This is a genomic window from Terribacillus aidingensis, assembly GCF_040703035.1.
In the GTDB taxonomy this organism is placed as follows: Bacteria; Bacillota; Bacilli; order Bacillales; family Amphibacillaceae; genus Terribacillus.
In genome coordinates, this window is the sequence record NZ_CP159996.1 from 1,829,759 (window position 1) to 1,856,463 (window position 26,705).

24 protein-coding genes are annotated in these 26,705 nt (G+C 45.3%); 4 read left to right on the forward strand and 20 right to left on the reverse strand.

Annotated elements, in window-relative coordinates:
• Positions 1-15: 15 nt before the first annotated feature.
• The 3 genes from ABXS78_RS09705 to rnz are packed head-to-tail and all read left to right on the forward strand — an operon-like array spanning position 16 to position 2,752.
• Positions 16-753 (forward strand): glycerophosphodiester phosphodiesterase, encoded by a 738-nt coding sequence (locus tag ABXS78_RS09705; protein ID WP_366247095.1) that lies wholly within the window; start codon positions 16-18, stop codon positions 751-753.
• Positions 754-775: 22 nt separating this feature from the next.
• Positions 776-1,798 carry an NADPH dehydrogenase NamA gene (gene namA / locus ABXS78_RS09710; protein WP_366247096.1) on the forward strand — a complete coding sequence of 341 codons (1,023 nt, stop codon included), beginning with the start codon at positions 776-778 and terminating at the stop codon, positions 1,796-1,798.
• A gap of 18 nt (positions 1,799-1,816) precedes the next feature.
• Positions 1,817-2,752 carry a ribonuclease Z gene (gene rnz, locus ABXS78_RS09715; protein WP_366247097.1) on the forward strand — a complete coding sequence of 312 codons (936 nt, stop codon included), beginning with the start codon at positions 1,817-1,819 and terminating at the stop codon, positions 2,750-2,752.
• Between the two features lie 9 nt (positions 2,753-2,761).
• Here rnz and ABXS78_RS09720 read toward each other — a convergent pair whose 3' ends face one another.
• The gene (locus ABXS78_RS09720; protein ID WP_366247098.1) at positions 2,762-3,994 is read right to left on the reverse strand and encodes a DNA polymerase IV; all 1,233 of its coding nucleotides are present in this window, start codon (positions 3,992-3,994) and stop codon (positions 2,762-2,764) included.
• A gap of 81 nt (positions 3,995-4,075) precedes the next feature.
• Positions 4,076-5,203 carry a M20/M25/M40 family metallo-hydrolase gene (locus ABXS78_RS09725; RefSeq protein WP_366247099.1) on the reverse strand — a complete coding sequence of 376 codons (1,128 nt, stop codon included), beginning with the start codon at positions 5,201-5,203 and terminating at the stop codon, positions 4,076-4,078.
• A gap of 158 nt (positions 5,204-5,361) precedes the next feature.
• On the opposite strand from ABXS78_RS09725, the gene ABXS78_RS09730 reads away from it, so the two are divergent.
• On the forward strand, positions 5,362-5,421 hold the full coding sequence (locus tag ABXS78_RS09730) for a hypothetical protein (RefSeq protein ID WP_366249913.1): 60 nt from the start codon (positions 5,362-5,364) through the stop codon (positions 5,419-5,421).
• Here ABXS78_RS09730 and ABXS78_RS09735 read toward each other — a convergent pair.
• The 18 genes from ABXS78_RS09735 to ABXS78_RS09820 form a co-directional block, all read right to left on the reverse strand.
• Positions 5,396-5,935, reverse strand: coding sequence for a L,D-transpeptidase (locus tag ABXS78_RS09735; RefSeq protein WP_366247100.1), 540 nt, complete (start codon positions 5,933-5,935; stop codon positions 5,396-5,398). The two genes, ABXS78_RS09730 and ABXS78_RS09735, sit on opposite strands and share 26 nt — an antisense overlap.
• 31 nt (positions 5,936-5,966) lie before the next feature.
• Complete coding sequence (locus ABXS78_RS09740; protein ID WP_366249914.1) at positions 5,967-6,953, reverse strand: aromatic acid exporter family protein; 987 nt, start codon at positions 6,951-6,953, stop codon at positions 5,967-5,969.
• A gap of 68 nt (positions 6,954-7,021) precedes the next feature.
• Positions 7,022-7,456 carry a BrxA/BrxB family bacilliredoxin gene (locus ABXS78_RS09745; RefSeq protein WP_095222593.1) on the reverse strand — a complete coding sequence of 145 codons (435 nt, stop codon included), beginning with the start codon at positions 7,454-7,456 and terminating at the stop codon, positions 7,022-7,024.
• A 70-nt stretch (positions 7,457-7,526) separates the two neighbouring features.
• On the reverse strand, positions 7,527-8,789 hold the full coding sequence (locus ABXS78_RS09750; protein WP_366249915.1) for a dihydrolipoamide acetyltransferase family protein: 1,263 nt from the start codon (positions 8,787-8,789) through the stop codon (positions 7,527-7,529).
• Between the two features lie 13 nt (positions 8,790-8,802).
• Complete coding sequence (locus tag ABXS78_RS09755) at positions 8,803-9,786, reverse strand: alpha-ketoacid dehydrogenase subunit beta (RefSeq protein WP_366247101.1); 984 nt, start codon at positions 9,784-9,786, stop codon at positions 8,803-8,805.
• Between the two features lie 12 nt (positions 9,787-9,798).
• On the reverse strand, positions 9,799-10,791 hold the full coding sequence (locus ABXS78_RS09760) for a thiamine pyrophosphate-dependent dehydrogenase E1 component subunit alpha (RefSeq protein ID WP_366249916.1): 993 nt from the start codon (positions 10,789-10,791) through the stop codon (positions 9,799-9,801).
• Positions 10,792-10,816: 25 nt separating this feature from the next.
• The gene (gene lpdA / locus ABXS78_RS09765; protein WP_366247102.1) at positions 10,817-12,238 is read right to left on the reverse strand and encodes a dihydrolipoyl dehydrogenase; all 1,422 of its coding nucleotides are present in this window, start codon (positions 12,236-12,238) and stop codon (positions 10,817-10,819) included.
• A 12-nt stretch (positions 12,239-12,250) separates the two neighbouring features.
• Positions 12,251-13,333 carry a butyrate kinase gene (gene buk, locus ABXS78_RS09770; RefSeq protein ID WP_366247103.1) on the reverse strand — a complete coding sequence of 361 codons (1,083 nt, stop codon included), beginning with the start codon at positions 13,331-13,333 and terminating at the stop codon, positions 12,251-12,253.
• A gap of 18 nt (positions 13,334-13,351) precedes the next feature.
• Entirely contained in the window at positions 13,352-14,446 is a 1,095-nt protein-coding gene (locus ABXS78_RS09775) for a Glu/Leu/Phe/Val dehydrogenase (protein ID WP_366247104.1), read from the reverse strand.
• Positions 14,447-14,457: 11 nt separating this feature from the next.
• On the reverse strand, positions 14,458-15,360 hold the full coding sequence (locus ABXS78_RS09780) for a phosphate acyltransferase (RefSeq protein WP_366247105.1): 903 nt from the start codon (positions 15,358-15,360) through the stop codon (positions 14,458-14,460).
• 19 nt (positions 15,361-15,379) lie between these two features.
• Positions 15,380-17,392 carry a sigma 54-interacting transcriptional regulator gene (locus ABXS78_RS09785; protein WP_366247106.1) on the reverse strand — a complete coding sequence of 671 codons (2,013 nt, stop codon included), beginning with the start codon at positions 17,390-17,392 and terminating at the stop codon, positions 15,380-15,382.
• A gap of 661 nt (positions 17,393-18,053) precedes the next feature.
• Positions 18,054-19,403, reverse strand: coding sequence for an aspartate kinase (locus ABXS78_RS09790; RefSeq protein WP_366247107.1), 1,350 nt, complete (start codon positions 19,401-19,403; stop codon positions 18,054-18,056).
• A gap of 181 nt (positions 19,404-19,584) precedes the next feature.
• Positions 19,585-21,060 carry an L-fucose/L-arabinose isomerase family protein gene (locus tag ABXS78_RS09795; RefSeq protein ID WP_366247108.1) on the reverse strand — a complete coding sequence of 492 codons (1,476 nt, stop codon included), beginning with the start codon at positions 21,058-21,060 and terminating at the stop codon, positions 19,585-19,587.
• Between the two features lie 103 nt (positions 21,061-21,163).
• A complete protein-coding gene (locus tag ABXS78_RS09800; RefSeq protein ID WP_366247109.1) occupies positions 21,164-21,589 on the reverse strand; it encodes a DUF1801 domain-containing protein in 426 nt (141 codons plus the stop codon).
• 439 nt (positions 21,590-22,028) lie between these two features.
• Positions 22,029-23,072, reverse strand: a complete 1,044-nt coding sequence (gene rhaS, locus ABXS78_RS09805) for a rhamnose ABC transporter substrate-binding protein (protein ID WP_095222582.1) — start codon at positions 23,070-23,072, stop codon at positions 22,029-22,031.
• A 47-nt stretch (positions 23,073-23,119) separates the two neighbouring features.
• Entirely contained in the window at positions 23,120-24,124 is a 1,005-nt protein-coding gene (locus tag ABXS78_RS09810; RefSeq protein ID WP_366247110.1) for an ABC transporter permease, read from the reverse strand.
• Positions 24,124-25,143 (reverse strand): ABC transporter permease, encoded by a 1,020-nt coding sequence (locus ABXS78_RS09815; RefSeq protein ID WP_366247111.1) that lies wholly within the window; start codon positions 25,141-25,143, stop codon positions 24,124-24,126. The genes ABXS78_RS09810 and ABXS78_RS09815 overlap by 1 nt, the downstream gene beginning before the upstream one ends.
• Positions 25,144-25,159: 16 nt before the next feature.
• Positions 25,160-26,677 carry a sugar ABC transporter ATP-binding protein gene (locus ABXS78_RS09820; RefSeq protein ID WP_366247112.1) on the reverse strand — a complete coding sequence of 506 codons (1,518 nt, stop codon included), beginning with the start codon at positions 26,675-26,677 and terminating at the stop codon, positions 25,160-25,162.
• Between the last annotated feature and the right edge of the window lie 28 nt (positions 26,678-26,705).

A 26,705-nucleotide genomic window follows, 5' to 3' on the forward strand; every position in this document is an offset into this window, starting at 1 on the left:
GTTCGGGGTGAAACCATGTCTACCAAAATATTTGCACATCGCGGTGCCAGCAAATATGCACCGGAAAATACGATGGCCGCTTTTCGGCTGGCAGAACTGATGCAGGCTGATGGCATCGAAACCGATGTGCAGCTGACGAAAGACCAAATACCAGTCATCATTCATGATGAAAGCATCAATCGCACGACCAATAAACGTGGTTTGATTCGGAAGCTTACATATGAAGAATTGCTCCAGGCGGATGCTGGAGCTTGGTTCTCACGCGACTATGCTGGTGAAAGAATCATATCATTAGATGTGTTTCTGCAATGGATCAAAAAGACTCCTATGCTACTCAATCTGGAGCTGAAAACGAATAAGTATCCATACCCTGGTATCGAGGAGATCGTCTTGCAGCGCCTTTCGGATCATGGAATGAAAGACAGGACGATCATATCAAGCTTTAACGCGGATACTATCCGTCGTATATCTGATCTGGATGATGGTATAGATACAGGCTTTCTTACTTCAAGGCGCCCCCGTCAGCTTTTTTCATTGATGGAAGAAATCGGAGCGAAAGCCTTACACCCAAAATACCGTTTGCTGAACAAGAAACTTATTCAAGAGTGCGAGCAGCATAATGTACCGATTCGGGTATATACAGTCAACCAGCCAGTTTATATACTACGTGCTCTTGAAGCGAAATGTGATGTTATCATCTCGGATGTGCCAGATCGTGCACTAGAATTGCAAAAGGGCTATATCACTAGTTAATCAAACAATCGGAGGTCCTACAATGGCTACACCTAAATTATTTCAACCAATCACATACAAAAACTGTACCTTTAAAAATCGCATTGTCGTCTCCCCGATGTGCATGTACAGCGTCGAAGAAAAAGATGGCAAAGTCACCCCTTTCCATATCACCCATTATGAAAGCAGGGCGATTGGGCAAGCTGGACTTGTTTTCTTGGAGTCTACGGCTGTTACACCAGAAGGAAGAATTTCTGATCAGGATCTTGGCATCTGGTCTGATGAACATATAGAAGGACTTCGCACCATCAGTGAAAGAATTCAAGCGCATGGCAGCAAAAGCGGCATCCAGCTTGGTCATGCCGGCAGAAAATCAAGAGCGGAAGATCCAATTGTCGCACCAAGTAATTTGCCATGGGATGGTGAATCCGTCGCACCGGAAGCTTTGACAGAAGAAAAGATAAACGAATTGGTCGATTCTTATCGTAAGGCTGCAATTCGTGCGAAGGAAGCAGGATTCGATGTGATTGAGATCCATGCTGCTCATGGCTATTTGATCAATCAGTTTCTATCTCCACTTACAAACAAGCGAATTGATGCCTATGGCGGAGCCCGTGAAAATCGGTACCGTTTTCTCCGAGAAGTACTCGATGCGGTCAAACAGGTTTGGGATGGTCCATTGTTCGTCCGTATTTCAGCGGATGAATATGCAGAAGGCGGAAACGGTATAAATGATTTCATTTACTACAGCATTGAAATGAAACGACAAGGTGTCGATTTAATCGATTGCAGCACAGGGGGAGTCGTTCCAGAGGGTCCATCCACTGTGTATCCGGGCTATCAAGTAGTTCATGCAGAACGGATACGGAAGCATGCTCTTGTCGATACTGCAGCTGTCGGCTTGATTACAAACGGACAAATGGCTGAGGAGATATTGCAAAATGAACGCGCCGATCTTGTCTTCATTGCGCGCGCTATGCTGCGAAATCCTTATTGGCCGCTCGAAGCTGCCGAACAGCTGAATTATAGATTGGAAGCACCAGCCATGTATAAACGAGGCTGGTAACTGCAGGAGGCTTTTATTATGGAATTACATTTTCTTGGAACAGGTGCAGGATTGCCGTCAAAAGATCGGAATGTGACGAGCATCTGTCTGTCAATGCCACAGGAGCGGCAAGCAGTTTGGATGTTCGATTGCGGCGAGGCCACCCAGCATCAGCTGCTTTACTCACCGTTAAAGCCGGGTAAAATCGAAAAAATCTTCATCACCCACATGCATGGGGATCATATATATGGATTGCCTGGTTTGTTATCAACCCGTTCGTTCCAGAAGTCCGACCTGCAGCTGGAAGTCTACGGCCCGCAAGGCATCAGGGAATTTATCGAAGTCTCCTTGCGTGTCAGCGGAAGTAATGTGGCAAGTTCCCTCATCATCCACGAGATTGAACCCGGGCGAATTTTCGAGGATGAAGGCTGGACAGTCGATGCCGTTAAGCTTTCCCACGGTATTCCATGTCTCGGATATATTGTGGAGGAAAAAGCCGTGCAAGGAGAACTTAAAGTGGACAAGCTCAGACAAATGGGCATCTCCCCCGGGCCGATTTATCGCCAAATCAAAGATCAGGAAATCACTGACTTGCCTGATGGGCAGCAAATCAAAAGATCGGATGTTGTCGGTCCGGATAAGCCAGGCAGGAAAATAGTTATTTTAGGTGACACAACCTATCTGCCAGAGCTTAAGGACTCTGTGGAAGATGCTGATATTCTCGTTCATGAGGCAACCTTTTCAGCAGATGAACCGGAAATGGCGAAGGCTTACGGGCACTCTACAGCTATACAAGCAGCAAGCTTGGCCAGAGATGCAAATGTGAAAAAATTAATCCTGACGCATATATCTGCACGATATCATCAAGACGATGCACAGATATTGGCAGAACAAGCTCGGACTGTTTTTCTGAAAACAGAGCTAGCAGAAGATATGCGCGTTTTCGATATACCAAAAAATAGCAGCGATTCATAAGAATCGCTGCTATTTTGTATAGTCATCAAGAAAATCCTTTTGAAAGCTTGTCCTCATGCTATCTGACGACGATGAGTGTAAAGTACGGAATGGATTTTTCCCAAACTTTGCTGTCAGCTGGTCGATAACTTGATATAGCCCCTCTTTTGATGCTTCTTTTTCATATGTGAACAAATCTAGCTGTTTCCCGACTTCTTTCTTCTCTGCCACATCAAATACACTGACCCCTAACAGACGGATTGGTTCCCCGTTCCAATGCTTCTGCAGCAAGGACTGCGCATGACTGAATACCTCATTCGCCGACTCCATGAAATTTGGGAGTTTCATACTGCGCGTGATCGTCTTACGATCATGATAACGGATCATCAGCTGAATACCTTTTGCGATTGCTTCCTTCCTATGCATCCGTTTTTCCACACTTTTGGACAAATCCAGCAGAAGTTTATCCAATTCTTTATCATCTGTCGTATCGTGCGGAAGCGTCTGCGAGCTCCCGATGCTTTTGAAGCTGTGCACTGCTTCTGGATCGACCGGTCTGTCATCCAAGCCATTGGCCCGATTAGCCAGCCTCTCCCCGTTTACACCGAAAACACGTTTCAACTGGTAGATGTCCTTTTGAGCTAAGTCACCAATCGTCTTAATACCGAGTGAGCGCATCTTCTCTGCAGTCTTCTCTCCGACCCCGTGCATTTCTTCGATTGGAAGCGGCCATAGCAGCTCAGGTATATCACGCTTTCGCAATACTGTGATACCAAGCGGCTTCTTCATGTCCGAAGCCATCTTTGCTAGAAATTTGTTCGGAGCGATCCCGATACTGCAAGGTAGATCCAGCTCTTTCATGATACGTTTCTGAAGCGATTGGGCGATCTCCAACGAAGATCCCAAATGGGCACAATCCGTCACATCCATATATCCTTCATCTATGGAAACCGGTTGAATGACTGGCGTAACTTCCTGCAGGATTTTGAACATTTCACTGGATGCTTTCCGATACCGTTCAAAGTTTGGGCGCAGCACGAGCAATTCCGGACATAGGCGTCTAGCTTCCCAAAGTGTCATCGTCGTACGAACACCCCTCTTCCTCGCTTCATAGCTGCTGGTTACGACGATACCTTTCCGCTCGGCAGGATTTCCGCAGATTGCAAGCGGTTTTCCACGGAGTGATGGATCGAATGCCATTTCAACCGAAGCATAAAAACTATTCATATCCACATGGAAAATCGCCCTTCCTTTTGGCTGCATGCTGTCCCTCCTCTCAATGCGAACTGTCGTTCTTATTATAACATGTTTGCATATAAAATAGGAGGCATGAGCCTCCTATTATCAACTGTTCGCTACCTCACGGATGATGCTAGCAACCATTTCAGCTGTTTTAACCAATTCGCTTACTGGTATGCGTTCATTAGTCGTATGAATTTCTTCATAGCCGACAGACAGATTGACAGTCGGGATACCGAAGCCGGCAATCACGTTTGCATCACTGCCGCCGCCGCTTCTTGTAAGGTTACTGTCACGGCCGATGCTTTTCGCAGCTGTGCGAGCTACTTCAACGACTCGGTCGCCAGCTTTTTGTTTGTAGCCTGGATACTCAACTTTGATTTCTACTTCCGCACGTGCACCCATACTTTCAGCTGTTTGTTCAAATGCCTGCTTCATCTTCTGCACTTGCGCTTCCATTTTGCTTGCTTCAAGCGACCTAGCTTCTGCCAGAATTTCGACATAATCACAAACAATATTCGTCTGTTTGCCTCCAGCGAATCTGCCTATATTCGCAGTAGTTTCATCATCGATTCTACCAAGCGGCATTTTAGAAATTGCTTTGGCAGCTACAGTGATGGCTGAAATCCCTTTTTCAGGCGCTACACCTGCATGCGCAGTCTTGCCATATACTTTCGCAAGCACAGAGGCACGAGTTGGTGCTGCAACAACGATGTCACCAACTGGGCCATCACTATCAATGGCATACCCAAACGAAGCAGTGAGCAGGGATGAATCAAGCGCGCGGCTTCCAATAAGACCAGCTTCCTCACCTGCTGTTATCACGAATTGAACAGTGCCATGCGGCAACTCCTGTTCCTTATAAACTTTGATTGTTTCAAGAATAGCAGCGAGTCCAGCTTTATCATCAGCACCGAGAATCGTTGTTCCGTCACTCGTAATGTACCCGTCTTTGATCTGTGGTTTGATACCTTGACCGGGAACCACTGTATCCATATGAGAAGTAAAATAGATCGTTTCAGCGGATTCGACATTCCCTTTCCAGGTACAAACCAAGTTATTTGCTCCATGGCCGGTTTTCGTCATTGAGTCATCTTCTTGCACTTGTACACCTAGTTCAGTGAATTTTCTTTTCAACACTTCAGCAATCTCTTTCTCGTTACCTGTCTCCGAGTCAACTTGAACCAATTCAAAGAACTCTTCAACTAAACGATTTTCATTTATTTTTATCATGATTATGTACTCCTATTCTATCTATTGGTTTCTCCTTGTCCCCTTACCCGCTTCCCTGTACAATGGACATAAACAGATAAGGGGGCTCCATTCCATTGGCCAAGCATAATAAAAAAAGATCCAAACAAAATATCGCAATGAAATTCATGGTTTACTTGATGATATTCACGATGCTTATTTCCACTCTCGCAATCACCCTGAGCTATTTTGTCTTCTAGGAGACAAAATAGCTCCATCTTCTATCCCAATTTCTTCAAATGACTTCCAGCCTGTCATTATTCTTACCTTCGTCCCGACAGGAACCTGTTTATACAATTCTTCAACATCTTCGTTTCGCATCCGTATACAGCCTGCTGAGACTCGGCTGCCGATGGACTCCGGTCTATTCGTCCCATGAATTCCGAAAGTACGACCTTGCGTATCATTAGCGTTAAAACCGATCCATCTGCTTCCTAGCGGGTTGTCTTTGTCTCCGCCAGCAATTCCTTTTCGGGAGTAGCCAGGGTATTCCGTTTTGAACAAAGTGAGAAATATCCCTTCCGGTGTCGACTCCGGCTTCTTTCCAGTAGCTACCGGATAAACCTTGATTACTTCCCCATTATCCAAAAAAGCAAGCTGGTTTGTTGTTTTATTAACAATGATTAGCGGCCTTCCCGGCATAGGATTCTCACCGAATGGCCATAACGGAGACAAAATTGACAGACAGGTGAAAGCTATTAGCAACGTGCGCATAAGCACATCCCCTTTTCAAATGGTGATGTGCTTATTGTTGCTCCTTCTGTCTATTTCTATGTTGCACATCGCTTTCTTTGAACGATTGTTTCAGCTCCAGGTAATTCTCCATTTCATACAACAACTGTAACAAGTGGGCACGCGTTTCGAATTCCTCTCTTGTCTTAGGGAGGGGATCCTCATCAAAAGACTGCCGTAATGACTCGAGTTCTTCCAGGAACAAGACTGCTGTATTACCCGGGTGCACGGAATCAGCAAGACCGGAAAAGAAATGAGCCAGCTGCCCACACTGGGAATAAGACGTCTCCGGAAGCCTGCTGATTAGCGGCAGGATTCTTTTCAATATGGCAAATTGCTTCGTACGCATCTCAAAGTAATCATAATACGGATGCTCTGACCTGAGCACATGATTCTCCACATCCCTGCCGACTAGCTGGTTTGCTTCCTTCAGTACCTTTTCGGTCTGAGTGATTTCTTCTCCTGACCACGACTGGTCACCATCACGCAGATACAAAGCAATCTCTTCTAAGATCTTCGTAAAATTACGCTCCAGAATAATCTGCTTCCGACGGATCGTTGCTTCCAGGCTGGGCATATACAAGTTCACAATGAGAGCCACGCCTATTCCGACTGTTATGAGTATAATCTCATTGATGATCAAATCCAGCGTGATATTATGGGAATTGTATAAGTGCAAAATGATAACAGCACTTGAGACGATTCCAGGCGAGACTCGCACCATGACAGTGACCGGAATGAAGACAAGCAGCAGAATGCCTATGCTGATCGGGTGGAAGCCGATTGTCTCGAATATGACGAATGAGAGTACGATTGCCAGCAGACAGGCGGCCACTCGATGCCAAGCGGCCAGAAAAGATTTCTTCCTTGTTACTTGGGTACACAAAATCGTCAGGATACCTGCTGAAACACTGTTTTCCAGCTGCAGAAGCTCCGCTATCCATATCGCAAGCGGTGTTCCTACGGCCGTCTTAATCGTTCGGTAACCTATTCTCACAATGGTACTCCTCATCAAAAGTGATCAAAAGCAGAATAGCCCCTCATCCAGATGGATGGGGACTTTTTCTGTCAAACTTCTTTACAATGCTCATCGAACAATGATTGCAGTTTATTGACTACCTCCATTGGCTCATGACCTTCGATGTCATGACGTTCGATCATTGTAACGATTTCGCCGTCCTTCAAGAAAGCAAATGACGGAGAGCTTGGCGGAAAGCCAGTGAAATATTCCCTTGCTCTTTCAGTCGCTTCTTTATCTTGACCTGCGAAAACTGTCACAAGCTGATCAGGGCGTTTGTCATAATGCAGACTATGCGCAGCTGCCGGGCGAGCAATTCCGCCGGCACATCCGCAAACGCTGTTGATCATTACAAGTGTCGTCCCGGAGTTCTTAAGTGTGGAATCCACTTCTTCCGGTGTAGTTAATTCCGTATATCCTGCATCGGTAAGATCCTTCCTAGCAGTTGTTACGATATCATTCATATACATTCTGAAATCTGCCATCGGTATTCCTCCTTTTACACTGTTTTAAGTGTATCAGCAATTTCAGTCTCTTTCAATTTCTATGACCTTCTCAGTAAACCGGCATCGTTGACTCGGATACGTTCTCCAGAATCTCTTTCACTCTAGCCATGAATTGTCCGCAAATGAGCCCATCAAGAACACGATGATCCAAGCTGAGACACAGATTCACCATATCCCGGGCAGCGAACATATCATTGATGATGACTGGTCGCTTTACAATCGATTCCACTTGCAATATCGCTGCTTGCGGATAATTGATGATCCCCATGCTTTGGACTGAACCAAAGGAGCCAGTATTGTTCACCGTAAACGTTCCTCCTTGCATGTCAGCAGCTGTCAGTTTGCCTGTACGAGCTTTCTTGGCAAGGTTTGTAATTTGTTTTGCGATACCTTTTACGCTTAGATCATCTGCCGATTGAATAACCGGAACAAACAATTCCTGGTCTTTCGCTACTGCAATGGAAATATTGACTTCGTCGTGCTGGATGATTTTATCGCCAGCCCATGAGCTATTCAGCTGCGGGAATTCTTTTAGCGCCTGCGCGACAGCTTTTACGAAGAAACTGAAGAAAGTAAGTGAATATCCTTCTTTTTCTTTAAAGGTATCCTTCACCTTATTACGGTAGGCAACCAGATCGGTAACATCTACTTCCACCATCATCCATGCATGCGGAATTTCAGTTGCTGCTTTAACCATATTGTTTGCGATGGCTTTTCTAACACCTGTAACTGGTATGGATTTACCAGCAGCATCTGTTTGTGTCACTTGTGCTGATTCAGTTGTCTGCTCACGAACAGATGATGGAGCCTCTGCAGCTGCTGTTTGCTTCTGCTCTTGTTTTTGCGGCTTTTCACCGGAGGCAATGATTGCTTCGACGTCCTTACGGGTGATTCGTCCGCCTTTTCCGCTGCCTGTAATTGCTGTAAGGTCTAGTTCATTTTCTTGCGCAAGCCGCATGACCGCAGGCGAATAACGTGATTTCATCGCAGTATCAGCAGAAGTGTTGCTGATTGTTGATTCTTCTGCTGAAGGAACTGGATCTGCTGTTGCTTCCTTTTTATCCCCTGCTTCTTCTGTTTCGATTGTACAAATCAGAGCCCCTACTTCGACCGTATCACCTTCAGATGCAATCAATTCTTTGATTACACCCGTGAAGCTGCTGGGGATTTCTGCATTGACTTTATCTGTCATTACTTCTGCAATGGCATCATATTTACTTACTTGGTCGCCTGGTTTGACAAGCCAAGTATTGATCGTTCCTTCTGTAACACTTTCACCAAGCTTTGGCATTGTTATTTTTTCTATCGTCATCATTACACCTCGTTTAGAATTCCGCTAATTCCCGCATGGCTGCTTCCACTTTTGCAGGATTGACCATGAAGTATTTCTCTGTACTAGGCGCATAAGGCATCGCTGGCACATCCGGTGCCGCCAGTCGCTGAATCGGAGCATCCAAATCGAAGAGGCAATTTTCTCCGATGATAGCTGCAACTTCTCCAATGATCGATCCTTCTTTGTTATCTTCTGTTATCAGCAAAACTTTCCCAGTCTTGGAAGCTGCCTCGATGATTGCCTCTTTATCAAGTGGATATATGGTACGCAAATCGAGGATATGTGCTTCTATACCTTCTGCAGCAAGCTTTTCGGCTGCCTGCAGTGCGAAATGAACACATAACCCGTACGTGATAACGGTAATATCGGAACCCTCGCGTTTCACATCTGCTTTTCCGATCGGCAGTGTGTAAGGATCAGCGGGCACTTCACCCTTGATAAGACGATAAGCACGTTTATGCTCAAAGAACAATACTGGATCCGGGTCTTGGATAGCTGCTTTCAAAAGACCTTTTGCATCATAAGGCGTCGAAGGCATCACAATTTTCAATCCAGGCTGGTTTGCGAAAACCGCCTCTACGGATTGGGAATGATACAAAGCACCATGTACACCTCCACCATATGGAGCACGTATCGTAACCGGACACGTCCAATCATTGTTAGATCGATAACGGATTTTCGCTGCTTCTGAGACGATTTGGTTAACTGCCGGCATGATGAAATCAGCGAACTGCATTTCAGCAATCGGCTTTAACCCATACATAGCAGCACCTACTGCAACACCGGCTATTGCCGATTCAGCTAGCGGTGTATCCAATGCGCGGTCTGCCCCGAATGTATCATATAAGCCATCTGTAGCTCGGAACACACCGCCTTTTTTTCCGACATCTTCTCCTAATACGAATACTTTTTCATCTGCTTCCATTTCTTCACGCATCGCCTGCGTAATTGCCTGGATATAGGACATTACTGGCATTGTTTCTCCCCCTTAATCGGCATACACATGAAGCAATGCGGATTCCGGTTCCGGATCTTCAGCATGCTCAGCATAGTCTGTTGCTTCATTTACGATTTGTTTGATTTCTTCTTCCATTTGGTTTTCCAATTCTTCCGTCAGCACGCCAACTTCACGAAGATACGCACCGAATGTCAGCAAGCCATCTTTTTTGCGTTCTGCCTCGACTTCTTGCTTTTCACGGTATGTCATATCATCGTCATCACTGGAATGCGGTGTAAGACGGTATCCCACTGTTTCGATGAGCGTCGGTCCTTCCCCATTCAGTGCACGCTCACGCGCTTCTTTCACTGTTTGATAAACAGCTAAAGGATCATTTCCGTCAATCGTGTATCCAGGCATGCCATATCCTTGAGCACGGTCGGACACATTGACGCAGCCGAGCTGTTTTTCCTGCGGAACACTGATGGCATATTTATTGTTTTGAACCATCGTTATGACTGGTAATTTATGAACACCTGCAAAGTTCAAACCTTCGTGGAAATCACCTTGGTTTGAAGAACCCTCACCTAATGTCACAAAGCTGACGAGCTGTTTCTTCTCCATTTTGGCAGCTAGCGCAAAACCGACAGCATGCGGCACCTGTGTTGTCACTGGTGAAGAACCAGTGACGATTCGAGAAGATTTTTTCCCGAAATGCCCAGGCATCTGACGACCGCCTGAGTTAGGGTCTTCGGCTTTCGCAAACGCGGAAAGCATCAAATCCTTTGCAGTCATACCAAATGGCATTACCAATCCTAAGTCGCGGTAATAGGGCAAAAGATAATCAATCTCCCTATCCAGCGCCATTGCAGCACCAACCTGTGCAGCTTCCTGTCCTTGACAAGAGATAACAAACGGTATTTTACCGGCTCTGTTCAAGAGCCACATACGTTCATCCACTCTTCTTGCCAGGAGCATCCATCTATACATTTCCAATACTTTTTCGTCTGATATTCCAAGAGAAGCATGTCTTGTTTCTGACATCGCCGCTCCCCCTTTCTTCAATATCTTAGCCATGGATTTGCTCTCCATCGACCGCAAGTGCCGCTTCTCCAATAATTTCCGAGAGTGTCGGATGCGGATGGATCGTCTGACCAATTTCCCAAGGTGTCGCATCAAGCAGTTTGGCAAGCGCAGCTTCTGAAATCATGTCAGTCACGTGTGGACCAATCATGTGAACACCAAGCAAATCGTTCGTCTTTTCATCGGCGATTATCTTAACAAAGCCTTCTGTCTCACCATATACCAAAGCTTTTCCGATAGCTTGGAAACTCATTTTCCCAGTCTTGACACTATGACCTTCTGCTTTCGCTTGTGCCTCTGTCAATCCGACGCTTGCCGTTTCTGGAAAGCTATAGACACAAGCCGGAACCATGCTGTAATCCAAGCTTTCCGTCTGAACACCTGCAATATGCTCAACCGCAATCATGCCCTCCCTGGAGGCAACATGTGCCAGCTGCATACCGCCAATCACATCACCGATTGCATAAATATGGGATTCATTCGTTTGGTAAAAATTATTTGTCTGGATAAACCCTTGCTCTGATAACTGGATATCGGTATTTTTGAGCCCGATGTCCCCGACATTTGCTGTACGGCCAACAGAGACGAGAATTTTATCAGACACAAAAACTTGCTCTTCCCCATTCATCTGTGCTGTGACTGTCACGCTGCTGTCACCAGCTTCAGCACTCTCCACTTGCACATTCGTATGGATTACGATGCCTCGCTTTTTAAGCTGCTTAAACATTTCCTTGCTGATCTGTTCGTCCTCTGTTGGAAGAATACGGTCCTGATACTCGAGTATGGTAACCTTTGTACCGAGATCATGAAGCATCGATGCCCACTCGATCCCGATTACACCTCCGCCGATAATTGTCATGCTTTCCGGAAGTTCCTGCAGCGCCAACGCGCCTTCAGAACTAAGGATTTTTGATTCATCAAAATCGATACCCGGTAAGGAACGCGGAGAGGAACCTGTCGCAACGACTACGTTTTTCGGAAGTAGAATTTCATTTTCACTGCCGTCAGCAAATTCCACAGAAATCGTTCCTGCCGTTGGAGAGAAGATGGAAGGTCCGAGAATACGGCCGTATCCTTGGAAGACGTCAATTTTCCCTTTTTTCATCAAATGCTGAACCCCGCGATGCAGCTGATCGATGATTTTTTCTTTTCTTTGCTGTACCCCTGAAAAGTCCAGACGCACATCTGATGTTTGTATACCGAAAGCTGCTGCTTCCTTTGTCTGCCGGTAGACTTCAGCCGAACGGAGCAATGCCTTGGATGGGATGCATCCTCTATGCAAGCAAGTTCCGCCAAGCTCTGCTTTTTCCACTATTGCTGTTTTTAACCCTAACTGGGAAGCACGGATGGCGGCCACGTAACCGCCCGTACCGCCTCCTAAGATGACAATGTCATATTCTCTTACCATTGTTTCTGCCTCCTATACGACATAAACTTTCGCCGCTTCTTCTTTTCGCATGACACGAAGCGCGCCTTCTGTCAGGGCACGAAGCTCGTTTTCGCCTGGATACACAAGCACATCGGCAATCCAGCTCACCCGATCCTTCATCATCAAGATGAACAGCTCGTCATGTGCAAGACCTCCAGTCACTGCAATGGCATCTACTTCCCCTGAGAGAACAACGCTCATTGCCCCGACCTCTTTCGCTGTTTGATACACCATGCCTTCAAAAATCATCTTTGCCTCTTTATCACCTTTTTTGATCCTGTCAGCGATAAGTCTTCCATCATTTGTACCGAGGTAACCCATGAATCCGCCCTTGGTCGTCAGCATTTTCATCAGCTGATCCTTTGTGTAGGAACCGCTCAGCGCCAGCTCTATTAAATCTCCGGCAGGAACTGTCCCTGCCCGTTCAGGCGTATAAGGCCCTTCCCCGCTCAAACCATTGTTCACATCGATCACGCGTCCATGATGATGCGCACCGACAGTAATGCCGCCACCAAGGTGAACGACAATAATATTCGATTCCTCGTAGCTCTTATCTTTGGCAGCTGCCGCTTTTCGTGCAATAGCCTTATGGTTCAATGCATGGAAGATGCTCTTTCTCTCCACACCAGGCAAACCGGAAAGCCGTGCCAGCGGATCCAATTCATCAACCACGACAGGATCGGTGATGAAAGCCGGTATCTGAAGGCTGCTTGCGATTTCATAAGCAATCAATCCTCCCAAATTGGAGGCATGTTCACCATTATAGCCCGTTTTAAGATCAGCAAGCATCGCTTCGTTCACACGGTATGTACCGCCCTCAAGCGGACGGAGCAGTCCGCCGCGTGCACAGACCGCAGTTAGCTTGGACACGTTAATACCTTCGAAATCCAATGCATCCAAGATGATTTGTTTCCGAAATTGGTACTGATCCATTACTCTTTCATATCCGCCGATATCTTCTAAATCATGGCGGATCACTCGTTCAAAAATGTTATGCTCGTCATCAAACACACCGATTTTCGTAGAAGTAGAACCTGGATTAATAGCTAAAATACGGTTTTCTGCTTTCTGCACGCGGTTTCCCCCTCGTTTTTATCTTCTGCTTAAAGTATGATGACCGTTACGCAGGAATTGGCTTCTGGATCTGCGCATTGTTTCAATTCTTTCTTCAGCCATTCTATCAGCAGCAATACTAGTCGGAATGTCATCACGCTTAGCGATTTCGAATACGCGCTGCAAGCTGTCATAAATTGTCTCTACTTTACGAAGCGCACGCTCTCTGTTATAGCCATGCAATTCGTCCTCAACGTTGATAACACCGCCAGAGTTGATCACATAATCTGGTGCGTACACAATGCCGCGTTCGAATAGGATCTGTCCATGATGTTCTTCTTTCAGCTGGTTGTTCGCAGCTCCAGCTACTACTTTCGCTTTCAATACACGCAATGTATCATCATTGATTACTGCGCCTAGAGCACAAGGAGCAAAGATATCACATTCGACACCATAAATATCATCAGGATCTACCGCTGTTGCTCCGAATGTTTCTACTGCTTTTTGTACGGCTTCCTTGTTAATGTCAGTAACAATCAGCTTGGCACCTTCTGCATGGAGATGCTCACACAAAGCATAAGCAACATTCCCAATACCTTGGACAGCAATTGTTTTTCCTTCCAAGCTGTCATCACCAAATGCTTCTTTAGCAGATGCCTTGATTCCTTTGTATACGCCATAAGCTGTTACTGGCGACGGGTTGCCTGAAGATCCAGATTCTGCAGAGATACCTGTTACGAAATCCGTTTCAGTATGGATAAGTTCCATATCCTCTACTGTAGTACCAACATCCTCTGCTGTAATGTAGCGTCCATTCAAAGATTGTACGTAACGTCCGAATGCACGGAACATCGCTTCGTTCTTGTCTTTTTTCGGATCCCCGATAATAACCGTTTTTCCTCCGCCAAGATTCAGTCCAGCTGCAGCATTTTTGTACGTCATGCCTTTTGCCAGACGAAGTGCATCAACGATTGCCTCTTCTTCAGTTGCATAAGTCCACATTCTAGTACCGCCAAGAGCCGGACCGAGAGTTGTATCATGAATTGCGATGATCGCTTTCAAACCGGATTCTTTGTCCTGGCAAAGGACTAGCTGTTCGTAATCGTATTGTTCCAACGTTTCAAAGATCTTCATCTTAGTTCCTCCTAGGCAAGTGATGCTGCCGCTATCGCGAAGCATATTGCATAATATTTACTAGTGCTGTCGTCCGCTCGAGATGTAAGGATGACAGGTGAATTTGTTCCGATAAGTAAAGAAGCACTTACGGCTCCTGCTGTATAAGTGAATGATTTGTAAAGCATATTTCCGCTTTCGATTTCCGGTACCATTAGGATGTCTGCATCTCCCGCAACAGGTGAATCTATTTTCTTGATGGCAGCAGATTGGGCAGATAATGCACTATCGAGTGCGAGAGGCCCGTCAATCTGGCAATCCTTAATCTGTCCGCGCTGCTGCATGACAGATAGCAGCGCCGCATCAGTTGTCGCCGGCATGGCCGAGTTCACCTTTTCCGTAGCGGCAAGTGCGGCGATCTTCGGTTCTGCGTGGAGCATCTTAACATAGATAGATACGGCATTATCCAAAATCTTCTTCTTTATCTCCAGCGATGGCGCGATATTTATACCTGCATCCGTCAGGAAAAGCAATTTATGATAAGAAGGAATATCGAAAATGGCGAGCTGGGACAGGATGCTCCCTGGTTTAAGCGTCGTTTTATCTTTCAATATCTTACCTGCCAGCACGTCAGTACTGACAATTCCTTTCATCAGCAAATCCGCTTTGCCTGATTTCCAGGCTTCTATTGCCATATCTGCGGCTCTGTCTGCAGATGATGCATGAATACACGTGATTTCCTCTTCTGTCAGCTGTTCTTCCTTTATATACTGCTTTAGCCGGTCAATATCTCCATACAGCAGAAACGTTGCCAGCTGCTGATCGGTCGCTTTTTTTACTGCCTTAAGAATGGAAGGGTCGTCCGCAGCTGCGATTGCAATCGAAAATCCTTGCTTCGCAGCTGCCATTTTTTCAAGAGCGGTAAACTTATGCATCGTATTCTTCCTTCCCCCATTATGAAAAATCTTGCATGCCACTTCTATCAAAATCATATTTATCCATCTTATAGTATAGATTACGAATCGACACTCCAAGCTGATCTGCCGTCGCTTTTTTGTTAAAGTCGTTCGCCCGCAAAGCAGATTCAATCAGCTTCTTCTCCAAGTTCTCCACCTGTTCCTGTAACGTGCCCGCTAAGGATTGCTGATCCAAGGAAGACATCTGCAGATGCTTCGGAAGGATAACATGTTCCGTCTTCTCCATAAATGTCATCGCTTGGGCTATGGTTGTTTCCAGCTCTTTTACATTATGGAACCATTTCTTGTCTTTCAATACGTCTATTGATGCTTCAGAAACAGATTGAACCGAACATTGCAGCAGCTGATTCTGCTTGTGGACAATTGTGGATAACAATCCTTCGAAATCTTTCATCCGTTCGACTAAAGCCGGAATATAGATTGTTATACGCTTCAGTCTTTCAAAAAAAGGCTCATAAAATCTCTTTTCAAATACTGCGCGTTCTAAAGGATGACGAGCACTGACTATTATCCTGACGTCCACTTTTTTTGATTTACCGGAAGTGCGCTGCAGTTTACCTGTAGCCATGAAATCCGAGAGCTTCTCCTGAATACGAAGCGGCATACCATCAACATCATCAAGAAACAGCGTACCGCCGTCACTTTTTTCTATCATTCCAGTAGAGTGACTGTTGCGCAGAGATCCGAAAAGCTGTTTTTCCAAACTCTCTTCATCACCGACTGTACAATCGATACGGATAAACGGCCGATGACGTCGTTTGCTTTCATTATGAATGATAGCTGCAAACATACCCTTGCCTACACCGGCATCTCCACGCAAAAGACAAGGCGCATCCGCATTGACAGCGAATTTGACTTGTTCAAGTGTTACCTGCATCGTTTCCGAATCAGATATGACATCCTTCAGTGTGTACTTGTTTTCCAAACTGCGGATAATCTTCCGGGCCCGCTGCACTTCATCCTGCAGTTCATGCAGCTCCGAGATATCGTGCAGGACCCCCACGCTCCCGCGCAGTTTCCCATCAACAATGATTGGTGCCGCATTGACCATCATTTCCTTACCATGCTTACCGACACGCATCCGGGCACCCGTAGCTGGTCTGCGTGTCCGAAGAACCTGCATATGCAAGCTCTCCCCTTCCATGATGTCTGTCACTGCCGGTTTTCCGACAATCTGTTCAGGAGTATATCCTGTCAGACGCGTATAGGCAGGATTAACAATCAAACCAATGCCATTTTCATCTACGACACTGATTGCCTCCTGCGAGGAGTCGATGATAGCTTCCAGCATTGACTTCACTTCTCTAACATCAGTAAGCTTTTCTGCCAAAGCAACGATATCGACCGTTCTCTTCATAACTGTAAAAGCACCGGTTACTTCCTCTTGATCATTTTCCATCGGAGCACAGGTATAGACAATTTCAATACCGGAAGGGAGTCTTAGCTGTTCATCCACATAACGTTCCCTTTTCCGAATGGTTTCTGGCAGCTTGGAATCTGGCATAACAGTTGCTATCGGTTTCCCCAACAATTGACTCTTCTTGCTGCCAAGCAGTTTTTCAGCTGCTTCGTTTATATATATAATTTCGTCCTGGCGATTGACGCACAAGACCCCCTCATGCAAGTACTCCAGCGTTTTACTGCGAAACTGCTGGTTATTATATGTAGAAGTATTCTCTGTCTCTTCTTGAGTTGCGAATGCTAGTATCAGCTGTGCACTTTGTCCGGATATGATCTCCGCCTTGCAGGTAGTCGGTTCAAGATAATCCGCTAATCTCTCTGATGTTTCCAGCACAAAGTCGACATGATCAAGCGCTTCCGCTATCACGTCTTTCCAAAGAGGGATATCTAATCGCTCAGCTTGATATTTCACAATGGCGCTAGGCTGTTTGACTAGCATCCCGATTATCCGGAAGCCTTTTTTTCGTTGGAACAGCTTGATGAATTGGACTGCTTCTTCTCCGGCCCCAACAACGAGTAAATGTTTCAATATGATCACATCCTGCAAAGTTTTGCACATATATAGACTAAACTAGTCTGCAGAAATTAGCAATAATAAGATTTTTGGCATGCAAGGAGTGGCTTTTTATCCGAAGTTATAACTAAATCATACCCCTGACGCAGTCTTTTATTCCGTCAAAAGACCCCAAATATATCCGCGTACTTTTGCGTATTTCGTATTGCAAAGAATTTCATTTATGTATTTCTTTGTTTCATTCGTCCAACGAAGCAAAATCCCGACGCTATTAAAGGATCACCATACCTTGCATAGGCGAAACTTTTAAAGCATTCGTCCTTTGAGCGTCATACAATAGCTTCTTTTATTCTGCAGTATGGAGTAGGTATGGTATTGCCGATATCGCAGTAGTGACCTACAGCTACCACTGATTCTGTATAAATAGATTATTGAGCTGGCAAAAAAAGAATGGCCGAAGAAGGTTTTAGCAACCAAGCAAACAGTAATTCTTGGGGTTTTCGGAGAATTGAAGTAAAAAGAAGAAATAGAAAGCCCTTTCAAAAGATTGAAAGCACTATTAGATAATTGCAATTAAGTTACCTGAAAACACGAACGAAAGAGCAACCCGACTCCAGCTCTACAGAGATAAAGTAAAAAATCCGAACAACGCCAAAGAAGACGCTGTCCGGATTTTTTAATTCTGGAAAAATGCTTGATACAAAGATTGCACTGCTTCATTAATCTGACGTGCTTTGACACCGAACATCAAGGATACTTCAGAAGAGCCTTGGTTGATCATTTCGATGTTTATATTCGCATCACTAAACGCCTTCGTCGCAGTACTTGAAACGCCAATTGTCTCAATCATACCTTGTCCGACAATCATGATCATCGCCAGATCACGATCAATCGATACTTGATCTGCTTTGAGTTCCTCTTTAAGACGACGGACAACTACCGCTTCTTTGTCTGGAGGCAGCTGACTTTCACGCAGAATGACACTCATATCATCGATACCAGATGGCGCATGCTCGAAGGAAATATTTTCTTCTTCAAGTATTTGCAGCAGTTTCCTTCCGAACCCTAGCTCGCGGTTCATTAAGTATTTGCTGATATAGATACTCAAGAAGCCTGTATCACTGGCGATTCCGATTACTGGATTACCGGACACTTTCCTTTCGGCAACTATCATCGTACCAGGCGCAGATGGATTGTTTGTATTTTTCACACATACTGGTATTTTAGCTTGGAAAGCAGGAATCAGCGCTTCATCATGGAAAACTGAAAAACCTGCATAAGACAACTCTCGCATTTCCCGGTATGTCAACGTGTTGATCTCTTTTGGATTATCGACGATATTCGGATTTACACTGTACACGCTATCCACGTCGGTGAAGTTTTCATATAAGGAAGCTTTCACTCCCGCACTTACGATAGAACCAGTAATATCCGACCCGCCTCTTGGGAATGTTGCAAGCTTCCCTTCTTTTGTGTAGCCGAAGAAACCTGGAATGACAAGCACTCCATCACGGTCACGAAGCTTGTATAAAAGCTCAAAGCTCTCATCCAATATTCGAGCACCGCCTAACTCTTCTCTCACTAACAAACCAGCTTCTTGGGGATTCACATAAGCTGCTTGCACTCCTAATTTATTGAGATAAGCACTGAATACTTTGGCAAGAGAATCTTCACCCGTTGCCTTCAACGCATCCATTGTATTAACTGCAGGTATCGAATCAGCCAGGATTCCTTTTAACTGATCCTCTATCTGCTCGATCAAGTTATTATCCAGCTCCAATTCCTCAACGATGACCCGGAAACGCGACAGCACCTTTTCTACCTGTGTACTGACGTCTTCCCCTTTGCTATGTGCTTCTCCTATTGCAATAAGTAAGTCCGTCACCTTCGTATCAGCTTTGTCGCGTTTACCTGGCGCAGAAACGACAATGAATTTCCGCTCCTGATCAGCTTTCACGATTTGTGCTACTTTGCGGAGCTGTTCCGCACTTGCTACTGAACTACCACCAAATTTTGCTACCTTCATGTGTCTCTCTCCATTACGCTTTTTCTTTACTTAGGTAAAATAGTATCACAGAGTTTCTTCCGCTGGCTAGGTGAAAGACATAATTTTGAGAAAAAAGTGACGACATTAGTTTACATAATAATAATACCGTTAACTGTTGTCGTCACTAAAGATAGAAATCCAGCAATTCTAAGGTAAAGAATTACAAAATGACATACTCTATATCAAGCAATATGGATATCTTCTCCAACTGAGAAGCAATGTGCCCGATCGCCAGCGCGCAATGATGTGTCGGAGCTTCCTTGAACCATCTGGTCATATACGCATCTGGATGCTCATCGAAGCTGATATGCGTCTGCGTATTTCCAATTTGCATGATTGGACCATCTATTGCTTTTCCTTCACTGATGATGAATCTGACTTTCCCTTCAACTGTCTGGGTGACATTTAATGTTGTAATCGGACCAGCTTTCACTTTTGCCTCTACTGCCACTCCAGTTCCCTGCTTTCCATGATAAAGACCCATTCCGCGCAATATAGGCTTATCCTTTGCTATAGCAATATGGAACGGACCATCATGCCCCAGCAGGATCGTTCCTTCTGCATAGTCCGTGAGCACAATTTCGGCAAAACTTCCTCCCGCATCGAGTAAGTCGCAGATTTTCATTGCTATATTTGTCTTCAAATCCCCTTCTCCAGCACATGGTATATGCTTGGCTGTCAGAAGACTGTTCCCAACAATCATTCCTGCCTGTAACGCTTCTTCCGAACTTCCTGGCGCACCGTGATAATAGTAAGTCAAAGCATCCAAGTTTCTTTGATCAGCAAGCCCCTCCTCCGCTGCAGCTACTTGAGCCGCCCAATTCAATTGGTTTTCTGTGGGCTTCTTGGCAATCGGATCACTGTGCGAATCATCACTGATTGTAAACACATTTTCTATTTCGGCCCTTTTAGCCTCCACTTCTTTATCCGACACTTGCTCTAACTGCTCTTTCAAATCGCCAATTTCCAATACGTCTACATGAATGCCAAGCTGTGCCTGCAGCATTGTAAAATCAATATACATATCAAGCATACCGCTGTATGTGTTTCCGAGAAAACCGAAGTTACTATATTGCAGGCTGCGCTTCACAGATGCAGCCATCGTCCACTCCTTGATTTGTTTCCAAGCAGCGATTGCCTCCGGTTCCTCAGCTGTCACTTCATTTGCTTTGGAAACAGATGGAGTCTTCCAAAGCCCAAGCAAACCATTCACAACATGGTACGGAATGTTTGCACGGTGAAAAGCATTCGCGAATTCAGGCACTGGGCAAGCGCCGCAATGCGCAAGCCATTCCTCAGTAGACGTCTCTGCATAATTGATTTGACGAGTCGGCTGGAGATTCAGGAAAATGACAGGCGCAGAACAAATTCGATGAATCGGCAGGATGGAAGCACTCGTACAATACGTTGCTGCATGGCAGAAAATAAGGTCCACCTGATTCACTTGAAAATATTCTCCTGCCGTCCTGCCAGCTTGCTCAGAATCTACCAAACCGAAATTGCATACATCTGCCCATTGCTCGATTTGTTCGCTTACATGCTGGTTATACCCGAGCAAACGTTCCTTCAATGACGGAAACTGACCCCAATAAGCCTTTAATCCTACCGAATATAATCCAATTCTTGCTTTCCTCATGCATTCTCCTCCTAATGGTCGTAGATATTAAACTTGCCAGCTATTAATGATTCCGCTTTCAAAATACATCGCCAGCTCATTGAGCCAGCTGACCTTTTCCTCATTAGGATTCGGGATAGGTTTTTCTTAGAAAATCCACCGAATCTCCAATCAAGTCTCTTAAAACATCCTCATCAATATCTGCTGTTTTATTAATATACACACATGCCTTCCCAGTCTTATGCTTACCAAGCTTCTGCAAGTGCGCTTCCCTATCAGGTTCACCAGGAGCCAGATACAAACTAATATTGGCCTTTCTCGGTGAAAACCCAACAAGCGGGGCGTCACCTTCGTGTCCGGTTGCATAACGGTAGTGATAAGAACCAAAACCAATAATGCTCGGTCCCCACATTTTGGCTTCAAAGCCTGTTGTGTCTGTAAAAATATCCAGCAGCTTATAAGCATCTTCTCTTTTTTTAGGATTCTCTACAGCTTCGATGAAATCTAGCACGCTATTGTCTGTTTCCTTTGTTTTTAATTCATATCCCAATTGTTTGTCCTCCTCTATTTTTTATTTTATAAGTAATGGCGTTAGTATTTAATTTGTCTCCTTTTTACTTTTGATGATCTTCCTTTTGAACTGTTAGAGCCGTGGCAATAAAGAATCTATACATATGCGGAACGTTGTGCTCTCTGTTCTTATCTTATTTCCTTGGAATTTATATTTTCCTGCAACAAGCGCTTTTCATCACTATCTTATATAAATCCTCCATTAACACGCAATGTGTGCAATGGCTTTTCCAATCCCCGATGCAGAGGCAGTAATAAGAGCTTTTTTACCTTTCAATCCTAAATCCATGTTCAGCCTCCTCCTTTTGTGTTAGATCCATGTTATACGCTATAGCTTGAGAAGCAAGGGATAGGCTATTCCAATGGTTTTAAGTCCTTATATGTATAAAAGCCGGAGATCTAGTCCCCGGCTATTGTTCTTAATATACATCCTTCCATTCATCGATATTCGATTTATCAAATTTGAATGGGTCTCCAAGCATGATTTGTGTGCCTTCTCCATCCTCGACGACCTCCACTTCACCAAGATCACGTAAATCTACTTTCTCTCCTAGTTCACCAGAGATGTTGCCTTCACCCAATTCATAAGCAGCGTAAGCAGCACCCTTCCCTACATCGATCGGATTCCACAAATACATCCAAGGGCTGACTCCGCTTTCAATGTAGGTCGCCATTTCACTCGGCAAGCCAAGGCCGGTCAAAGCGATTTCGCCTTCCAAACCTTTGTCTGTAAGCACTTTACCTGCTGCAGCAATACCAACAGTCGTTGGTGCGATGATTGCCTTCAAATCAGGATAAGATTTAAGCAACGCTTCTGTTTCAGATACACTTTTATCACGCAAATCGTCTCCGTAAGCTACTTTTACAAGCTCAATATCTTTATATTCATCTTTCTCAAGTTCCTTCTTCATCCACTCGATCCATGTATTCTGGTTCGTAGCCTGGCTCGTTGCGCTTAGAACTGCGATCTGGCCTTCGCCGCCGATCATTTCAGAAACTGCTTCGATTTGTACGCGGCCAATCCGTTCCGGGTTAGCTTGGTTCACATGGATATCACGACTGGCAGCGTTGACTGCTGAATCGACGGACAAAACTTTGATTCCTTGATCCTTTGCCTTTTTCAATGCCGGCTCCAATGCATCTGGATCATTCCCCGCTACCGCGATGACATCCACCTTTTGCGTGATAAGCTGTTCAATAATCTGAATTTGGCCTTCCGCAGTTGGCTGATCTGGTGAGCGCAGAATTACTTCTCCGCCTAATTCCTCGATTGTGCTTTCAAATCCGTCCAGCATTTTCTCACCATATGGATTTCCTGTATTTTTAAATACGAAAGCATATTTCTTTGGTCCATCGTCTGACCCTCCACCAGATGCACCACTTGATTCTGGTGCTCCTTGGCTGCAGGCAGCCAGCAAACATACTAATAGCATCATAGCGATCCATTTGCTCCACTTTTTCATCTCGGTCTCCCCTTCTTATCTATTAGTATCAGCAAGCGCTGGAATACTCACTTCTTTTTCATCATCCCGCCTAGCTTCGGAATGGCAACTGACAGGATGAGCAATGCTCCTACAATGATCAAAAACATTTGACTTGGAAGATTGATAAGCCCAAGTCCATATTGTAAATAGCCGATGATGAAGACGGCTATGACGACACCGAGCACCCGCCCTTTGCCTCCTGCCGTACTTACACCGCCAAGTGCCGCCATTGCAATGATATCCAATTCATACATGGTAGCAATGTTCGGCCGCGTACTGCCCATCCTTGATGTAAGGAATATTGCCGTCACTGCAGCCAGCAACCCTGCCAGCATAAAGACGATCACCTTGACCTTATCTACTTTGATACCAGAAAAAAGGCTGGCGGTCGGATTGTTTCCGATAGCAAAAACCTTTCTTCCAAAAGTCGTCTTGTGCAGTACGATACCGAATAGTAGAGCCAACGCTGCGAATACAATCAGCAGAAACGGTATTCCGAAAACATAACCCCATCCAAAGAATCCGAACCATTCAGGAAAACCTCCTGCTGCTTGGTCTTCCAAAATGATGTAAGCAATTCCCCGGTAAAGGATCATGGTACCGAGTGTAACGATAACTGCCGAAAGCTCTTTGAATTTCACGATCAAAAGTCCATTGACCAGGCCGCATATAGCTCCCGTTGCCAGACAGGCAATGATGGCAACTTCCATCGGCAGACCTGCACTTGTGTAAAGCGTGGCCATGACGACTGATGATAAGGCAACAGTTGAACCTACAGAAATATCGATATCCCGCATGATCATAATCATCGCCATCGGAAAGACGATTAACGCCTTATCGAGGAAAACCATCGTCCCATCCCGCAGACTCGGATAATTCAGGAAGTAAGGTGACAGATTGCTTCCAAGCAGGAGCACTGCAACCAAAATGACTAAAAGCATCCACTCCCATTGGAAGAAAAGACGTTTCCAGGAGAACGGCAGATTCGTTTCCAGAGTACGAGGTTGATATGTTTGTTTCTTTTGTTCCATCAGCCAGCCCTCCTAAGCAGATGAGTTCGTTCGACACGGCGTTTCACGATGGCATTTACGATAACCGCTAGCAGGATGATAAGCCCTTGGATGCCGTTCTGCCAAAACGGTGACACATTCAAAAGCGGCAGCGCATTGTTCAAAATACCTAATAATATTGCTCCGAGCAGAACACCAGCGAGCTTACCAGAGCCGCCAGCGATGCTGACACCACCCAGAATACATGCAGCAATGACTGTTAGCTCATAACCCGAGGCTGTATCTCCTTGGGCCGAGGCAAACTTGGATACCCACAACACACCACAGAGTCCAGATAATCCTCCCATGATGGTATAAACCAGGAATAAGATACGTCCTTGTTTAATACCGCTCACAGCAGCAGATTGCGGATTACTGCCGACCGCATAGATTTGCCGACCAGTACTTGTGTAATTGAGAAAATAAAAGAATACGAGGCAGAAGATCGCCGCAATCCAGATCAAATGATTCAGTCCAAGGAAAGTTCCGGTTGCAATTTCAACAAAGCCTTCCGACATTTGATAAGAGCTAACCCACTCTCCATCACTCACCAAAAACGTAAGACCCCGAAAGATGTTCATCAATGCTAGTGTTGCTATGATTGGCAGCAATCCGACTTTTGCAATCAGCAATCCGATGACCATTCCGCAGAAAGCACCAATTATGGTGCCTATAAGAAGGCAAAGGAACGGGTTTACAGAAGGATTAGCTGCCACAAGCTGCGCAGTCAGCATACCGGAAAGCGCAATAACAGCTCCTATCGACAAATCGATTCCCCTTGTGATCAGAACGATCATCATGCCAAGCGCGAGGATGACAAGGATTGACGTATTGGTCGCCATGTCAAGGATGTTTTCTCCCGTCAAAAAAGAAGGATTGCGTAACTGTACCCCGATACATAAAATGACGATGAAGAATAACAGTCCGAGCTCCCGGAATTGATAAAACAGTGCCAGCGGATTTTTCTTCTCCAATTCTAAATTCTCTGTTTTGATTTCCATTGTGACCCCTCCTTCTTTAACCGCTTTTCTCCTGTACTTGCTCTTCGCCCATTGCTGCTTCCAAAATCATCTCCTGCGTAATTCCCCTGTTAACGAAGTCGGCTGCAATCCTGCCTTCTTTCATTACTAAGATCCGATCGCTCATACCAAGGATCTCAGGCATTTCAGAAGAAACGAATAGAACCGCATAACCTGCCTCTGCCAGCTGCTGGACAATTTCATATATGGCTGCCTTTGCTCCGATATCGACACCTTTCGTCGGTTCGTCCAGCAAAATCACTTTCAAGTCCTTTGTCAGCAGTTTCGCTACAGCTACCTTCTGCTGATTGCCTCCCGAAAGGGAACTAACCAAGTCAAAGATACTCGTGGCCTTGATATGCACTTTTTCACCGAATTCTTTGGCCTGCTGTTTCTCCTTATCACTGTGGATCCACGTAAAGGTCGATAAATCAGTTAAATTGGCTAGTGTTATATTCTTTTCAATACTCCAATCCACAAGGAGACCTTGATCCAATCGATCTTCTGCCAAGTAGCCGATGCCATTTTTCATAGCTTCCTGGGGATTTCTAATGCGTATCGGACTGCCGCTCAATAAAATTTCTCCCTTATCAAAGGCTGTTATGCCGAATATAGCCTGGCATACTTCTGTTCTCCCAGCCCCAACCAGACCAGTCATACCGAGTATCTCGCCGCTTCTGATAGAGAAGCTGATATCATCGAATTCACCTAGCTTAGACAAGTTCTTCACTTCCAAAACTGTCTCTCCTGCGCTCGTCTTCTTATCAGGGAAAATCTGATTGATTTCCCTGCCGACCATCGCGACAATCAATTTTTCATTCGAAATGTCTTCTACATCCCAAGTGCCGATATAATTGCTGTCGCGCAGCACTGTCACACGGCTGGCGAGTCGATACATATCCTCGAAACGGTGTGAAATGAAGATGACAGAAGTGCCTTCATCCCGCAGCTTTTCGGTAATACGATACAGCTCTTCACTTTCTCTAGCCGTCAGTGCTGCTGTTGGTTCATCCATGATGATTATTTTCGCCTTTGTACTTATCGCCTTAGCTATCTCGACAATTTGCTGCTGTGCCACGCTTAGCGTATTCATTTGAGCTTTAGGGTCCAAGCTGCTGCCCAACTCACGCAACAGCTGCCGCGCTTGCTTATGCATCTCCCGCCAATTCAGCGTCTTCCATGCAGGGTGCCTGATTTCATGATTCATAAAGATATTTTCGGTTACAGACAAGTCAGGATAACTTGTCACATGCTGATAAATTGCCGCAATTCCTTGCTGTTGAGCTTGTTTAGGATTCTGAAAAGACACTTGCTCGCCCTCCAAAAGAATCTCGCCTTCTGTTGGTTGATGGACGCCAGTGATGATTTTGATGAAAGTGGATTTTCCCGCACCATTTTCACCCATCAAGGCGTGGATTTCACCCCTCTTCAGCTGGAATTGCATATCGTTCAGAGCCTTCACACCAGGAAAGGCTTTTGATATCCCTTTCATTTCAAGTACATATTCACTTGTCATTTCTTGACCTCCTTCACTGCTGAATGCG

What these genes read in the sequence shown, in the direction of transcription:
- ABXS78_RS09705 (WP_366247095.1), top strand. Translation starts at nt 16, where the DNA reads ATGTCTACCAAAATATTTGCACATCGCGGTGCCAGCAAATATGCACCG.
- namA (WP_366247096.1), top strand. Translation starts at nt 776, where the DNA reads ATGGCTACACCTAAATTATTTCAACCAATCACATACAAAAACTGTACC.
- rnz (WP_366247097.1), top strand. Translation starts at nt 1,817, where the DNA reads ATGGAATTACATTTTCTTGGAACAGGTGCAGGATTGCCGTCAAAAGAT.
- ABXS78_RS09720 (WP_366247098.1), bottom strand. Translation starts at nt 3,994, where the DNA reads ATGCAGCCAAAAGGAAGGGCGATTTTCCATGTGGATATGAATAGTTTT.
- ABXS78_RS09725 (WP_366247099.1), bottom strand. Translation starts at nt 5,203, where the DNA reads ATGATAAAAATAAATGAAAATCGTTTAGTTGAAGAGTTCTTTGAATTG.
- ABXS78_RS09735 (WP_366247100.1), bottom strand. Translation starts at nt 5,935, where the DNA reads ATGCGCACGTTGCTAATAGCTTTCACCTGTCTGTCAATTTTGTCTCCG.
- ABXS78_RS09745 (WP_095222593.1), bottom strand. Translation starts at nt 7,456, where the DNA reads ATGGCAGATTTCAGAATGTATATGAATGATATCGTAACAACTGCTAGG.
- ABXS78_RS09750 (WP_366249915.1), bottom strand. Translation starts at nt 8,789, where the DNA reads ATGACGATAGAAAAAATAACAATGCCAAAGCTTGGTGAAAGTGTTACA.
- ABXS78_RS09755 (WP_366247101.1), bottom strand. Translation starts at nt 9,786, where the DNA reads ATGCCAGTAATGTCCTATATCCAGGCAATTACGCAGGCGATGCGTGAA.
- ABXS78_RS09760 (WP_366249916.1), bottom strand. Translation starts at nt 10,791, where the DNA reads ATGTCAGAAACAAGACATGCTTCTCTTGGAATATCAGACGAAAAAGTA.
- lpdA (WP_366247102.1), bottom strand. Translation starts at nt 12,238, where the DNA reads ATGGTAAGAGAATATGACATTGTCATCTTAGGAGGCGGTACGGGCGGT.
- ABXS78_RS09775 (WP_366247104.1), bottom strand. Translation starts at nt 14,446, where the DNA reads ATGAAGATCTTTGAAACGTTGGAACAATACGATTACGAACAGCTAGTC.
- ABXS78_RS09780 (WP_366247105.1), bottom strand. Translation starts at nt 15,360, where the DNA reads ATGCATAAGTTTACCGCTCTTGAAAAAATGGCAGCTGCGAAGCAAGGA.
- ABXS78_RS09790 (WP_366247107.1), bottom strand. Translation starts at nt 19,403, where the DNA reads ATGAAGGTAGCAAAATTTGGTGGTAGTTCAGTAGCAAGTGCGGAACAG.
- ABXS78_RS09795 (WP_366247108.1), bottom strand. Translation starts at nt 21,060, where the DNA reads ATGAGGAAAGCAAGAATTGGATTATATTCGGTAGGATTAAAGGCTTAT.
- rhaS (WP_095222582.1), bottom strand. Translation starts at nt 23,072, where the DNA reads ATGAAAAAGTGGAGCAAATGGATCGCTATGATGCTATTAGTATGTTTG.
- ABXS78_RS09810 (WP_366247110.1), bottom strand. Translation starts at nt 24,124, where the DNA reads ATGGAACAAAAGAAACAAACATATCAACCTCGTACTCTGGAAACGAAT.
- ABXS78_RS09815 (WP_366247111.1), bottom strand. Translation starts at nt 25,143, where the DNA reads ATGGAAATCAAAACAGAGAATTTAGAATTGGAGAAGAAAAATCCGCTG.
- ABXS78_RS09820 (WP_366247112.1), bottom strand. Translation starts at nt 26,677, where the DNA reads ATGACAAGTGAATATGTACTTGAAATGAAAGGGATATCAAAAGCCTTT.